This is a genomic window from Duganella sp. 1224 (assembly GCF_013408245.1).
In the GTDB taxonomy this organism is placed as follows: domain Bacteria; phylum Pseudomonadota; class Gammaproteobacteria; order Burkholderiales; family Burkholderiaceae_D; genus Rugamonas.
The window spans coordinates 234,013-247,499 of record NZ_JACBYS010000003.1 but is presented as its reverse complement, the minus strand read 5'-3'; the positions used below and the strand labels follow the sequence as shown (position 1 = coordinate 247,499).

Sequence of the window (13,487 nt, the reverse complement as noted above, 5' to 3'; positions counted from 1 at the left end):
ACACATGGACGTTACCGGTATTGCCCAGCTTTCCACCACGATGGCCGACACTGGCACCAAGCAGGCGGTCGGTATTGCTGTGTTGAAAAAGGCCCAGGATATTCAGGCTTCCAGCGCCAACGCCTTGATCGAGGCGATTCCGCCCGTGCCGAATCTGCCACCGCATCTCGGCAACAATATCAACACCACCGCCTGAGCGCTTGGCGGCGGCCGCGTCCCGCGCCGCCCGGCCCCTTCCGTGCCCGATCGGCGGCGCGGCGCGTGCGCACGCACGCCGCTTTTTTCCCTGACGACAGAACTGATGCATAGCGGCGCTATTGCTGGTACGCTGCGGGTGCTCACACTTTTCTTTCAGGAGATGAACCATGAACAAACGTCAAGCTTTGATCGCGGCGGCGCTGGCGACCGTGTGCGCGGCGCAGGCGGCGCCAGCGGCGGCCGATGACAAGGAAAAATGCTACGGCGTGGCCAAGGCCGGCCGCAACGATTGCGCCACCGGCGCCCATTCGTGCGCTGGCCAGGCCAAGGCGGACAATGCGCCGGCCGAGTGGAAATATGTGCCGAAGGGCACCTGCGAGAAGGCTGGCGGCAAGACCACGCCGCCCGCCAAGTAAGCGATGACGGCGCCGGCGCAGCAGGCGCGCGCGGCGCCCGCGCTGGGCGTCGGCGTCGGGCTGCGGGCGCCGCATTATCGTCAGTTCCTCGACCAGCGGCCGCGCGCCGGCTGGCTGGAGGTGCATACCGAGAATTATCTGGATCAGGGCGGCTGGGACTGGCATGTGCTGGAGCGGCTGCGCCGCGATTATCCGCTCAGTCTGCATGGCGTGGGGCTGGGACTGGGCTCGGCGCGCGGCTTTTCAGCAGCGCATCTGGCGCGCGTGCGGGCGCTGGTGCGGCGGGTCGAGCCGGCGCTGGTGTCCGAGCATTTGTGCTGGGGCGCGGTGGCGGACCGGCAGCTCAACGATTTGCTGCCGCTGGTGCTGGACGAGGCGGCGCTGGCGCTGATGTGTGCGCGCGTCGATCAGTTGCAGGAGGCACTGGGGCGGCAGGTGCTGCTGGAGAATGTGTCGACCTATGTGCGCTTCCAGGCGGACGCGATGAGCGAGGCGCAGTTCCTGGCGGCGCTGGCGGCGCGCACCGGTTGCGGGCTGCTGTTGGACATCAATAATTTGTATGTGAACCAGTGCAACCACGGCGAGGATGCGCTGGCGGCCATGGCGGCGATTCCGCCGGGCATAGTGGGCGAGATGCATCTGGCCGGGCATCTGGTGACGCCGGAGGCGGTGATTGATCATCATGGCGCCCGGGTGGCCGAGCCGGTTTGGCGGCTGTACGAGGCGGCCTTGCGCCGCTTCGGCGTGGTGCCGACCCTGATTGAGTGGGATACCGACCTGCCGCCGCTGCAGGTGCTGCTGGCCGAGGCGGACAAGGCGGCCGCGCTGCACGCGGCGGCCACCGCGCGCGGCGCTGCGCCTGTCGCGGCCACGCCATCGGCCCCTGCCGCGCTTGCCGTCCCCGTCGCGCCCGCCCCGAACGCCACGAACGAAACGAATGCCACAAATGCCACGAGCGGGCCGATGGCGGGCGAGGGCGCGCTGGCGTCGGCGCAGCAGTTGTTTGCCGGCGCGCTGCTGGATGACGCCCTGGCCGCGCAGGTGCTGGCGCAATGCAAGCCCGGCCAGCGCGCGCACCGCCTCGCGCTGTATCGCGGCAACCAGAGCGCCACCTGGCAGAAAACGCTGGCGGCCGCCTATCCGGTGGTGCTGGCGCTGGTGGGCGAGGACTTTTTTGGCGGCCTGGCGCGCGCCTATGGCCGGGCGCAGCCGCCCGACAATCCCGACCTGAATCACTTCGGCGCGCGCTTCGGCGCTTTCCTGCGCGACTTTCCGCACGTGGCGCAATTCCCGTATCTGCCGGACCTGGCCGCGCTGGAGTGGGCCTTGCACCGCGCCCATTACGCGCCGGCGGCGGAGCCCCTCAGCGCCGCGCAACTGGCGGCCATCGCCCCGGAGCAGCTTGAGCTGACCCGCTTCCGCCTGCATCCGGCGGTGCGGCTGCTGGCCTCCGAGTGGGCGGTCGTACCGCTGTGGCAGGCGCATGAGGCCGACAGCGGCGTGGCATTTCCGTCGCAGTTGCAGGCGTCCAGCCACGCGCTGGTGGCGCGGCCGCACTGGCGGCCGCTGCTGCTGCCGCTGGACGCAGCCAGCCACGCCGCGTTAAGCGTGCTGGCGCAAGGCGGCACGTTCGGCGCCGCGCTGGACGCTGCATTCGCGCTGGATCAGCAGTTCGATGTGGCCGCCGCGCTGCAACAGTGGCTGGCGCAGGCGGTGCTGGTGGCGTCACTCGTCGCGCCGGAAGGCGCGTAGCAGCTTGGCTTCGCCGGTGAGGTCGCGGTGCAGGCGGGCGGCGATGGCGGTCAGCTCGATCATGCGGTCGATCTGCATGTCCTCGAAGCGGGCCAGCTCGGCGGTGGCGGTTTGCAGCGCCTCGGCCAGCTTGTTGCGCGCCAGCTGGTAGGCGGTGCCGTGGTACTGGCCGGTGTTCTTCAGCAGTTCCTCGGCGTTTTCGATGACTTGCCGCAAGTCGCCTAGCAGGCTGGCCTGGGTGGGGCCGTTTGGCTCCGGACCGTCCATGACTCCCCCCTTGCGCGTACTGGTTGAACAACTGGCCAACCTACTATAGCGAGGCGGGCGGCGGCTGGTTTGCGGCGGATCAAGCGGCGACCGGCGCAGCTTGCAGCTTACACTGAAATTCCCTAAAGGCAATAAATATTACGCGGCGACCACGCTGATGTGGACGTCGCCGACACGCACCTGCTGGCCGGCGCGGATCTTGGCGGTCTTGCGCAACTCCTGCTTGCCGTCAACGCTGACGTCGCCGCTGGCGACGATCTGCTTGCCGGCGCCGCCGCTGTCGCACAGGCCGACCAGCTTTAACAGCTGATTCAGCTCAACAAACTCGCTGTTTAATTCAAAACTTACTTTCTGCATTTTATCCTCTGGTGCCATGATGGGAAGGCGGGGCCGCCCCCTCCGAAGTCTAGTGTAGCGGCATTCCGACAGGCGCGCAGTTTACTCTATCGGCGTGGCGCTCATCCGATTGCTACGCAGAAAAGAAGTTGCTATTCTGAGTTAACTGCTGTTTTTTGAGGCAGGGCGCAACGACCGTCGAGTGAGTTGCATCATGAATAAGTTCTCTTTTGCCTTGGTAATAGCGTCGGCGCTGGGCGCCGGCGCCCGTGCGGCCGAGCCGCCCGCTTTTCCGTGGCTGGAGCCGCGCCCCAACGCGGCCTGGCTGTTTGACGCCAGCGACCGCCAGGCGGCGCTGGCCGAGCAACTGCAGCCGGCCGCCGGCCGCACCTACCGCGCGCTGTCCGGCGTGCCGCAACTGCATTTCGGTGCGCTGCCGGACAACCCGACGCTGCTCGATCCGCTCGGCCCGGTGCTCAACGAGCGCGCCAGGCGCTTCCTCAGCAGCGCCGAGTTCGAACGCAAGATGGGGCGCGGCACCGGCGTGCTGACGGTCGGCGTGCTGCGCGAGGCCGGCGGTGCGCCGGGCATGCAGCAGAGCATGGCGATGATGCTGCACACGCGCCCGACCACCACCTTCACCGCGCTGTCGCTGGGCTATGCGCTGTCGGCGCGCAGCGCGCTGGTGGCCATGGCCTCGTATGGCAAGACCGAGGGCATCGGCAGCCCGGACAGCCTGCTGGCGCAGGTGTCGTCGGTGCGCACGGTGGCCTACAGCGTCGGCTATGTGCGGCGCCAATGGCTGACCGGCAACGACCGGCTGGCGCTGACCATGTCGGTGCCAGCGCGGGTGCGCACCGGCGCGCTGGAGGCCAGCGGCCCGGTAGCGGTCGACGCCGCGCCCGGCATCGCGGCTGCCACGGCGGGCAGCGGGCCGACCCTGAACCTGCGGCCGACCGCGACCGAGCGCGACCTGGAATTCAGCTATACCCGCTTGCTGGGCCGTGATGGCGCGCGCGGCCGGCTGACCGGCGCGCTGATGTACCGCGTCAATCCCGGCCACGACGCCAACGCCGCCCCCGACCTGCTGATGGGCGTGCGCTATTCCTACGGCTTTTAGGCGCCTCAGCCCTCAGCCCTTGGCGCCCGGCCGCGTCATGGCCAGCGGCACGATCCACTGCTCGAACTGCTCGGCGCTGACGTAGCCCAGCGCCAGCGCGGCTTCCTTCAGCGTCGTGCCCTCGTGCTGCGCCTTCTTGGCGATGCTGGCGGCCTTGTCGTAGCCGATGTGCGGCGCCAGCGCGGTGACCAGCATCAGCGAGCGCTCCATCAGCTCGGCGATGCGTTCGCGGTTGGGCTCGATGCCGTGCACGCAGTGCTCGTCGAAGCTGCGCATGCCGTCGGCCAGCAGGCGCGCGCTTTGCAGGAAGTTGTGGGCCAGCAGCGGCTTGTAGACGTTGAGCTCAAAGTTGCCGGAGGCGCCGCCCATGGTGATGGCGACGTCGTTGCCGAACACCTGGCAGGCCAGCATGGTCAGCGCCTCGCACTGGGTCGGATTGACCTTGCCCGGCATGATCGAGCTGCCCGGCTCGTTTTCGGGGATGGTGATCTCGCCCAGGCCGGAGCGCGGGCCGGAGGCCATCCAGCGCACATCGTTGGCGATTTTCATCAGCGCGGCGGCCAGCGTTTTCAGCGCGCCGTGGGCGAACAGCAGGGCGTCGTGGCCGGCCAGCGCGGCGAACTTGTTGTCGGCGCTCTGGAACGGCAGCTTCAGCGCGTGCGCCAGTTCGGCGGCGATGCGGGTGGCGTATTCCGGATGGGCGTTGAGGCCGGTGCCGACGGCGGTGCCGCCGGCGGCCAGCTGCAGCACGCCGGGCAGGGCGGCGTCGATGGCGCGCTCGGCGAAGTCGAGCTGGGCGACGTAGCCTGAGAATTCCTGGCCCAGCGTCAGCGGCGTGGCGTCCTGCAGGTGGGTGCGGCCGATCTTGACGATGTCGGCGAAGGCGGCGGACTTGGCCTGCAGGCTGGCGCGCAGCTGTTGCAGCGCCGGCAGCACGTTGTGCGCCAGCGCCTGGGCGGCGGCGACGTGGATGGCGGTGGGGAAGATGTCGTTGGACGACTGGCCCTTGTTGACGTCGTCGTTCGGGTGCAGCAGGCGCTGTTCGCCGCGCACGCCGCCCATCAGCTCGGAGCCGCGGTTGGCCAGCACCTCGTTCATGTTCATGTTGGACTGGGTGCCGGAGCCGGTCTGCCACACGGCCAGCGGGAATTCGGTCGGGTGCTGGTTGGCCAGCACCTCGTCGGCGGCCTGGGTGATGGCGATGGCCTTGGGGCCGTCGAGCAGGCCGAGGTCGAGGTTGACGCGGGCGGCGGCGCGCTTGACGCTGGCCAGCGCGTGGATCAGTTCCAGCGGCATTTTTTCGGTGGAGATGCGGAAGTGTTCCAGCGAGCGCTGGGTCTGGGCGCCCCACAGCTGGGCGTCGGGGACGTCGATGGGGCCGAAACTGTCACGTTCACTACGGGTGCTCATATTGAATCCTTGGTAGGGAATTGAAGTTGTCGAGTGTAGCGCAGTTTGGAAAAATTAACCGGGGGCTACAAAAACGGGATTTGGCGCCGTTATAGCTGTTACACTTTTTGGAATTCTGCTCGGTGGTCCGTGGATGATTAAGTTTTTGCCAATTTCGATAGGCGCGCTGGCCTTGGCCGGCGCCGCGCTGGGCGCTGCGGCGGCCGAGCTGGGCGAGATCGCGCCACGCTCGTACATCGGGCAGCCGCTGGCGGTGGATATCGATCTGGTGGCGTTGACGCCGGAGGAGGTGGCCGGGCTGCAGGTGCGGCTGGCGGACCAGAATGTGTATCGCGGTGCCAATGTGACGATGAATCCGGCGCTGGCGTCGGTGCGCTTGCAGGTGGAGCGGCGCGGTGCGCGGTCGGTGCTGCATGTGACGACCACGCGGCCGGTGGAAGCCGATTACGTGCATTTGTATGTGGAGCTGGGCGTGCCGGGCCGGCAGGATGTGCGGCTGGCCACGGTGTGGCTGCAGAAGGACCCGAATCCGGCACCGCCGCCGGCCGCGCCCGCTGTGCCGTTGGCCAGCGCGCTGACGCCGGCGCAGGCCGAGCAGATTGCCGCGCAGGCCCGCGCGGCGCGGGCGGAGGCCGGGCGCGCGCCGGGCGGGCAGACGCAGACGGGGCGCGCGTCCGGCGGGCAGATGCAGGCGGGGCAAGCGTCCGGCGGGCAGGCGCAGGCGGGAGCCGCGTCGGGCGGGCAAACGCAGACGGGACAGGCGTCCGGCGGGCAGGCGCAGGCGGCCCAGGCGTCGGGCGGCCGGGGAATAGGTGGGCAGGCGCCGGCCGGGCAGGCGGCGCAGGGGTCAGCGGCGATCGACCGCAGCAAGCCGGCGCCGCTGCCGTCGGTGCATGAGGCGGAGACCGGCACGCCGGGCGAGGTCAAGGCGGCGGGACAGGCGCAGCGGATTGCCGGCGTTTGGGTCGGCGCCGATGGCAAGGTACTGAAATCGGCGCCGCGCGAGGAGCCGGCCGAGGTGCCGGTGCGCGTGGCGCAGGCCTTGCTGCCGCTGGCGCCGCTGCCGCTGCCGAAGGGCGTCAAGCGGCTGGCGCCGGCGTCCTGCCCGCCAGCCGGCATCAGCGCCAAGGAGTGCGTGGCGTTGGATCAGCATAATGCCGAGCTGTCCAGCAAGCTGCTGGAACTGGAGGGCAAGATGAAGGTCTTGCAGGGCGCGCTGGGCGGCTCGGCGGCGGCGGTCGGTGCGGCGGCTCAGCCGGGCAAGAGGGCCACGGCTGCGGCAGTGCCGGTTCCCGCCGGCGCGGGGACGCAGGGCGCGGTGGCGGCTAGCTTGTCGGCGCACGGGGCGGCGGAGATGAATGCGGCGAAGACGCCGGCGGAGTCCGGCGGGCCGGCGTCCGCGCCGTCGTCGGCGGTTGCTTCCGCTGCGTCGGGACGGGTTGCGGCGGGCGCTTCGGCCGCTTCTGGGGCGGCAGCGTCGGCAGCGTCGGCAACGGCGGGATCGGCCGCGGCATCGACGGCGACGGCGGCACCAATGGGATCGGCGTCGTCGGCACCGGCGTCGGCTGCACCATCGGCATCGGCATCGGCGTCGGCCGCCGCGTCGGCATCCGCTGCCGCATCGGCGTCGGGGCCGGTCAAGCAGATTCGCGTGCTGCCCAAACTGAAGTACAAGAAGGAAAAGCCGGCGGAGACGCCGACCGATTACACGCTGCCGCTGACCATCGGCGGCGTTGGTCTGCTGGCGCTGCTCGGCGCCGGTTATCTGTGGTGGCGCAAGAAGAAATCCGGCCGCGGCCCGCTGCAAATCTGGCAGGGCTTCCGCAAGAAGAAACCGGCCGAGCCTGCAGCCGATGCGGCCGCCCCGGCGCCCGCCGCCGCACCGGCCGCCGAGGCCGCGCCCGAATCGGTCGCATCGTAATACGCCCGCCGCATAAGCTTATAGCTGGAAGCTCTGCCTTCGCTCAGGCAATCTGGGGTATAGTGTTTGGCGCCATTTTCCCACCACAGAGAGACATCCTTCATGAGCGTTGCAGAACAATACCAGGCGTTTAAACAACTCGGCCTCAAACTCGACATGTCGCGCGGCAAGCCGGCGCCGGAGCAACTGGACTTGTCCAACGTGCTGGCCGAGGCGCTGCCGGCCTGGCACGCGGCCGACGGCACCGACGCCCGCAACTATGGCGGCACTGTCGGCCTGCCGGAGGCGCGCGCGCTGTTCGCCGAGTTGCTGGACGTGCCGGCCGCGCAGGTGGTGGTGGACAGCAGCGCCAGCCTGTCGCTGATGCATGACGTCATCGTCTACAGCCTGCTGAATGGCGTGCCGGGTCATGCGCCGTGGGTGCGCGAGCCGGTCACCTTCCTGTGCCCGGTGCCAGGCTATGACCGCCACTTCGCCATCTGCGAGGCGCGCGGCATCAAGATGATTAACGTGCCGATGCATGACGACGGCCCGGACATGGACCTGGTCGAGAAGCTGGTGGCCGAGGATGCCAGCATCAAGGGCATGTGGGTGGTGCCGAAGTACAGCAATCCGGGCGGCGTGGTGTTCTCGGACGCGGTGGTGCGGCGCCTGGCGGCGATGAAGACGGCGGCGCCGGACTTCCGCCTGCTGTGGGACGACGCCTACCGCTTCCACCATCTGGGCGAGCACAAGCTGGCTGTGGCCAATATCCTGGACGCCTGCGCCGAGGCTGGCAATCCGGACCGGGCGTTTGTGTTTGCTTCGTCGTCCAAGATCACCTGGGCCGGCTCGGGCGTGGCGGCGCTGGCGGCGTCGCCGGCCAATATCGCCTGGTGGACCCGGCATGCGGGCTTCCGCAGCATCGGCCCGGACAAGATCAACCAGCTTCGCCACGTGCGCTGCCTGAAGGATCTGCCGACCGTGGAGGCGTTGATGGAGCGCCATCGTCAACTACTGAAGCCGAAGTTCGACGCGGTGCTGGCGCAGTTCCAGGAGCATCTGGGCGACGTGCCGGGGGTGTCGTGGACGCAGCCGCAGGGCGGCTATTTCATCGATCTGGTGACGCCGGAGGGCGCGGCCAAGCGCACGGTGGCACTGGCCAGGGAGGCGGGTATCACGCTGACGCCGGCCGGCGCGGCGTTTCCGTATGGTGTAGACCCCAAGGATAGTCATATCCGCATTGCGCCGAGCTTCCCGTCGCTGGCGGAGATTGATCAGGCGGCGCGGGGGATCGCTCTTTCCTTGAAAGTGGCACTGTCTGCCTGAACCCCGCACGGCGGCAGGCAGGGGTCAGACCCCGTACGGGGTCTGACCCCACGGCTTTGATGGGTGTAGGTCTCACTCATAGGGGCGAAAAAAAAGCGCCGGCTGGCGCTTTTTTTTTATTGGCGGGACAGGCCCGGAATGTTGTTCATCCACGGATCGGTCAGGTCGCGGATTTCGCGGTCGTTGGCCAGGATCTGTTTCAGCAGGTCGATCTTGCGCAGACGCTGACCGCCGCTCAGGGCGGCTACGCCGGTGCCGACGCCGCGCGCTTCAGTGGCGCACTGATCTTCCAGCTGGTCCAGGCGGTTCAGATCTCCCATGCGCGCGGCGGCCGCCATTTGATTGGTCAAACCGGCAATGTTTTCGTACATCGAGAGGACTTCGGAAGAGGTCATATTCCCACCTGGCTAGTTGGCGCGGAGTACCGCATGTCCTGATTAACGTCGCCTTGAGCGGGAACTTTAGGGTTTTTTTGAAAAAAATCGAAAAAAAATCCGCCTGCAGTCAGTCAGGCGGATTTTACTGGTGAAAAATTGATTATTTGACCAGTTCTTCCAGGCCGGCGCTCAGTTCGTCCGGCGGCGGCATGTCGTCGATCAGCGCGTTGTCATCCAGGCCCAGTTCTTCGGCCAGGTCGGTGGGGTAGCAGGCTTCGATTTCCTCGGCGTTCAGCTCGGCCTGGGCGACGCGGGCGCGCCACGCGGCCAGCGCCACCACGGCGGCCAGACGGTTCAGCTCGCCGTTGTGGTGCGGCTCGGGGAAGGCCAGGATGGTTTCCGAGAAGGTGTGCGGGAATTTCCAGCGCTTGGCCAGCTCGGCGCCGACGTCGGCGAAGGTGTAGCCCAGCGAGGCGCGCTCGGCGTCCAGGCGGCGCGCGTCCATCGGGCTGGCCACCTTGTCCAGCGCCATCGCCTGCTCCGGCGCGGCCGAGTGGATCACCAGCTGGCCGATGGCGTGCATCATGCCGATGGTGAAGGCGAGGTCGGTATTTTCCTTGGTTTTCTTGGCGATCCACTTGGCGCAGACGGCGGTGTGCAGGCTGTATTTCCAGAATTGCTTGAGGTCGAGGCCGGGCACAGTCTTGAAGCCGCTGACCAGTCCGGAACTGATGACCAGCGTGCGCACGGTGACGAAGCCCAGCATCAGCACCGCATCCTCGACGGTGCCGATGCTGCGCGAGACGTGGTAATAGGCCGAGTTGGCCAGACGCAGCAGCTTGGCGCTCAGTACCGGGTCCGTCGACAATTTCTTCGCGATCTCTTCGGTCGAGACGCTGGCCTTGTCGAAACTGCTGATCAGCTCTTCCACGACCTTGGGCGCGGTGGGCAACGCAGTCGGATTCTGGAACAGGGCATCAAGTTTCATATTTATCTCCTTGGCGATAATCGCGTTGCTATAGGCTAACTATATAGGGAAACTTGGCGGACCAGAAGAGATTTGGTGGCCTTTCGTCGCTTTTCAGTGATCGTCGATACGCAGATGGCTGACCAGGTGCGACAATAGACCTGGTACCTGGCATCTTCACGGCAAAAATGGACAAGATTCAAGACATCACACAGACCACGCTGCAGCATTACGAGCGGACGGCGGAGCAGTTTTTCGCGGGCACCATCGATCATGACGTGAGCCAGAACATCGCCGCCTTGCTGCAGGCGATCCAGGCGGACGCGCCGTATCGCTTGCTGGACCTGGGCTGCGGGCCGGGTCGCGATCTGAAGGCATTCAAGGCGATGGGCCATGAGGCCATCGGCGTCGATGGCTCGGCGCGGTTTGTGGAGATGGCGCGCGCCTATAGCGGCTGCGAGGTCTGGCTGCAGGACTTCGTGCAGCTCGACCTGCCGGCCGCGCGGTTTGACGGCATCTACGCCAACGCCTCGCTGTTCCACGTGCCCAGCGCGGCGCTGCCCAAGGTGCTGCGCGACCTGCACGCCGCGCTGAAGACCGGCGGCGTTCTGTTCAGTTCCAATCCGCGCGGCGACAACAGCGAAGGCTGGCACGGCCCGCGCTATGGCAGCTACTACGACTACGATACCTGGTCGGCCTACCTGCAGGCGGCAGGCTTTGTCGAAGTCCGGCATTACTACCGTCCAACGGGGCTGCCGCGCGAGCAACAACCGTGGTTGGCCAGCGTGTGGCGCAGCGTTCGGGAACGCACAGAACCTCAGCCATAGCAGGCCTATAGTAGATCACATGCACACAGCACAGGGCTGTGTGTCCTTTAGCTACGAAGGAGTGCATCATGAACAAGGACCAAGTCAAAGGCAAGGCCAAAGAAATCGGCGGCAAAATCCAGGAAGAAGCCGGCAAGCTGGTGGGCAGCTCCGAGCAGCAAGCCAAGGGCCTGAACAAGCAGGCAGAAGGCAAAATCCAGAAGGGCTACGGCGACGCCAAGGACGCCGTTGAAGATGTCGTCAAAGGCAACCGCAACTAATGGATTGCGACGCCGCATAAAAAAACAGCCGCTGATTCAGCGGCTGTTTTGCTTTGAGGCTTAGTTCGATTCCGGCTTCAGGTTTTTCTTGAAGAAGGCTTCGATGTTGCCGTACACGTGGCGCTGCGGCGCGCGGCCGGAGATGCCGTGCTTGGCGCCCGGATAGGTCATCAGATCAAAGTGCACGTTGCGCTTGACCAGCGCGTCGATCATGCGCGTGGTGTTGGTGAACAGCACGTTGTCGTCGGCCATGCCGTGCATCAGAAGCAGCGGCGAATTCAGGCCGTTGATGTGCGAGTAGACGCCGCTGTAGTCGTAGCCGGCCGCGTTCTCTTTCGGCGTGCCCATGAACTGCTCGGTGTAGTGGGTGTCGTACAGCGACCAGTCGGTCACCGGCGCCACCGACACGCCCATGGCGATCTTGTCCGACGCTTCCGCCAGCAGGCGCAGCGTCATGAAGCCGCCGTAGCTCCAGCCGAACACGCCGATGCGCTTGGCGTCGACGAAGCTCTGCTTGCCCAGCCATTCGACGCCGGTCAGCTGGTCTTCCACTTCCACGCGGCCCAGTTGGTGGTAGTTGGCGTCGGTGAAGGCGCGTTCGCGGCGCGACGAGCCGCGGTTGTCCAGGCGCCATACCACGAAGCCCTGCTGCGCCATGTACTGGTCGAAGAAGTTGCCCCAGCGGCGCGACACGTGCTGCGAGTGCGGGCCGCCGTAGGTCGACAGGAATACCGGGTATTTCTTCGAGGCGTCAAAGCCGCTCGGCTTGATGATCGAGTAGTACAGCGTCTGGCCATCCTTGGCCTTGAGCGTGCCGTATTCGGTCTTCAGGTGCGCGTCCAGGTACTTGGCATACGGGTGGTTGGCGTTCAGCTCGTTGTGCTCCAGCCATTCGATCATGGCGCCGTCCGGCTTGCGGATGCTGACCTGCGGCGGCGTGTCCGGGTTCGAGTAGGTGTCGACGAACACCTCGCCGTTGCGGGCGAACGCCGAGTCGTGCCAGCCGTCGCCCTGGGTCACGCGGGTCGGCTTGTCGGCAGTGCTGCCGTCCAGCTTGAGCACGTAGGTCTGGCTGTCGATGACGGCGTCGCGGTTCGATTGCACGAACACGCGGCCGTTTTTCTCGTCCAGCGCCAGCAGGCGGTCGATGCCCCACTTGCCCTTGCTGATGGCATGCTTCAGCTTGCCATCCATGCCGTACAGGTACAGGTGCTTGTAGCCGTCGCGCTCGGACGACCAGATGAAGCCCTTGTTATCGGCCAGGAAGCGCAGGTCGTCGAAGATGCTGACCCAGGTCGGCGAGGTTTCGGTGATCAGCACCTTTTGCGCCAGCGTGGCGGCGTCGACCGACACCAGTTCCAGCGTCTTCTGGTCGCGGCTCTGGCGCTGGAACAGCAGCGCCTTGCTGTTGCCGCTCCAGTCGGCGCGCACCAGGTAGATGTCCTTGTGGTCGCCCAGCGCGACGTCGCGGATCGCGCCGGTTTCGGGCGAAACGATCTTCAGCTCGACCAGCACGTTGGGATCGCCGGCGGCCGGGTAGCGCTGCTCGACCACCTCGGTGCGGTCGGCGAAGATTTCAAAGCGGCGCACCACCGGCACCGGCGCCTCGTCGTAGCGCTTGTAGGCGATGGCGGAATCGTCCGGCGCCCAGTAGTAGCCGGTGGTCTGGCCCATTTCTTCCTGCGCCACGAATTCGGCCTCGGCGTTGTGGATGGTGCCCTTGCCGTCGGTGGTCAGCTGCTTTTCCTTGCCGGTGGTCAGGTCGATGACGAACAGGTTCTGGTCGCGCACGAACGACACGTAGCGGCCCTGCGGCGAAATCTTCGGGTCCAGCACGTTGCCGCTGGCGACCATGCGCGCGGTGTCCGGCTTGGCCACGTCCACCAGGTACAGGTTGCCGGCGATCGGCACCAGCAGGCGCTTGCCGTCCGGCGACCAGCTGTAGCTGAGGATGCCCTTGAGGGCGGCGGTGCGGGCGCGCTCGCGGCGCGCCTTCTCGGCGTCGGACAGGGTCTCTTCCGGCACCAGCACCTTGGAGTCGACCAGGCGGTGCGTGGTTTTGTCCTTGAGGTTGTATTCCCACAGGTCGAGCTGGAACTGGTTGTCGTCGCGGCCGCGCAGGAAGGTGACGCGGGCGCCGTCCGGCGACACTTTCAGGCTGCGCACGCCGGGGCCGCTCAGCGACGGGTCGCTGTGGATGCGGTCCAGGGTCAGTTTCTCCGCGGAGGCGTTGGCGCCGGCCAGCAGGGCAAGGAAGCAAAGGATGAATCGCATGGTCTCTCTCTAAAAGGCAGAATCCGAGACAATAACAGACGCACACGGCCATGG

At 66.7% G+C, this 13,487-nt stretch carries 14 protein-coding genes; 8 read left to right on the top strand and 6 right to left on the bottom strand.

Going from position 1 to position 13,487, the window contains the following annotated elements; all coding sequences use genetic code 11:
* The first annotated feature begins 4 nt into the window (after positions 1-4).
* The 3 genes from FHW58_RS17655 to FHW58_RS17645 all read left to right on the top strand — a co-directional run bounded on the left by FHW58_RS17655 (position 5) and on the right by FHW58_RS17645 (position 2,366).
* A complete protein-coding gene (locus FHW58_RS17655; protein ID WP_179674464.1) occupies positions 5-196 on the top strand; it encodes a YjfB family protein in 192 nt (63 codons plus the stop codon).
* 169 nt (positions 197-365) lie between these two features.
* Positions 366-614 (top strand): DUF2282 domain-containing protein, encoded by a 249-nt coding sequence (locus FHW58_RS17650; protein ID WP_179674463.1) that lies wholly within the window; start codon positions 366-368, stop codon positions 612-614.
* Positions 615-617: 3 nt separating this feature from the next.
* A complete protein-coding gene (locus tag FHW58_RS17645) occupies positions 618-2,366 on the top strand; it encodes a DUF692 family multinuclear iron-containing protein (RefSeq protein ID WP_179674462.1) in 1,749 nt (582 codons plus the stop codon).
* On the opposite strand, the gene FHW58_RS17640 is transcribed toward FHW58_RS17645, so the two are convergent.
* The gene (locus tag FHW58_RS17640; RefSeq protein ID WP_179674461.1) at positions 2,340-2,633 is read right to left on the bottom strand and encodes a hypothetical protein; all 294 of its coding nucleotides are present in this window, start codon (positions 2,631-2,633) and stop codon (positions 2,340-2,342) included. The two genes, FHW58_RS17645 and FHW58_RS17640, sit on opposite strands and share 27 nt — an antisense overlap.
* 138 nt (positions 2,634-2,771) lie before the next feature.
* Positions 2,772-2,990, bottom strand: coding sequence for an RNA-binding S4 domain-containing protein (locus FHW58_RS17635; RefSeq protein ID WP_179674460.1), 219 nt, complete (start codon positions 2,988-2,990; stop codon positions 2,772-2,774).
* A gap of 193 nt (positions 2,991-3,183) precedes the next feature.
* On the opposite strand from FHW58_RS17635, the gene FHW58_RS17630 reads away from it, so the two are divergent.
* Entirely contained in the window at positions 3,184-4,089 is a 906-nt protein-coding gene (locus tag FHW58_RS17630; RefSeq protein WP_179674459.1) for a hypothetical protein, read from the top strand.
* Between the two features lie 12 nt (positions 4,090-4,101).
* Here FHW58_RS17630 and fumC read toward each other — a convergent pair whose 3' ends face one another.
* Positions 4,102-5,499, bottom strand: coding sequence for a class II fumarate hydratase (gene fumC, locus FHW58_RS17625; RefSeq protein WP_179674458.1), 1,398 nt, complete (start codon positions 5,497-5,499; stop codon positions 4,102-4,104).
* Between the two features lie 145 nt (positions 5,500-5,644).
* On the opposite strand from fumC, the gene FHW58_RS17620 reads away from it, so the two are divergent.
* Both FHW58_RS17620 and FHW58_RS17615 read left to right on the top strand, forming a co-directional pair.
* Entirely contained in the window at positions 5,645-7,420 is a 1,776-nt protein-coding gene (locus FHW58_RS17620) for a FimV family protein (RefSeq protein ID WP_179674457.1), read from the top strand.
* A gap of 102 nt (positions 7,421-7,522) precedes the next feature.
* Positions 7,523-8,728, top strand: coding sequence for an aminotransferase class I/II-fold pyridoxal phosphate-dependent enzyme (locus FHW58_RS17615; protein WP_179674456.1), 1,206 nt, complete (start codon positions 7,523-7,525; stop codon positions 8,726-8,728).
* 116 nt (positions 8,729-8,844) lie between these two features.
* Here FHW58_RS17615 and FHW58_RS17610 read toward each other — a convergent pair whose 3' ends face one another.
* Together FHW58_RS17610 and FHW58_RS17605 are read right to left on the bottom strand one after the other, a co-directional pair.
* Positions 8,845-9,123, bottom strand: coding sequence for a flagellar protein FliT (locus FHW58_RS17610; protein ID WP_179674455.1), 279 nt, complete (start codon positions 9,121-9,123; stop codon positions 8,845-8,847).
* A 142-nt stretch (positions 9,124-9,265) separates the two neighbouring features.
* A complete protein-coding gene (locus FHW58_RS17605) occupies positions 9,266-10,093 on the bottom strand; it encodes an HDOD domain-containing protein (protein ID WP_179674454.1) in 828 nt (275 codons plus the stop codon).
* A 167-nt stretch (positions 10,094-10,260) separates the two neighbouring features.
* On the opposite strand from FHW58_RS17605, the gene FHW58_RS17600 reads away from it, so the two are divergent.
* Positions 10,261-10,899, top strand: coding sequence for a class I SAM-dependent methyltransferase (locus tag FHW58_RS17600; RefSeq protein ID WP_179674453.1), 639 nt, complete (start codon positions 10,261-10,263; stop codon positions 10,897-10,899).
* Between the two features lie 68 nt (positions 10,900-10,967).
* Positions 10,968-11,159 carry a CsbD family protein gene (locus FHW58_RS17595; RefSeq protein WP_179674452.1) on the top strand — a complete coding sequence of 64 codons (192 nt, stop codon included), beginning with the start codon at positions 10,968-10,970 and terminating at the stop codon, positions 11,157-11,159.
* Between the two features lie 60 nt (positions 11,160-11,219).
* Here FHW58_RS17595 and FHW58_RS17590 read toward each other — a convergent pair whose 3' ends face one another.
* The gene (locus FHW58_RS17590; protein WP_179674451.1) at positions 11,220-13,433 is read right to left on the bottom strand and encodes a S9 family peptidase; all 2,214 of its coding nucleotides are present in this window, start codon (positions 13,431-13,433) and stop codon (positions 11,220-11,222) included.
* Positions 13,434-13,487 lie beyond the last annotated feature (54 nt).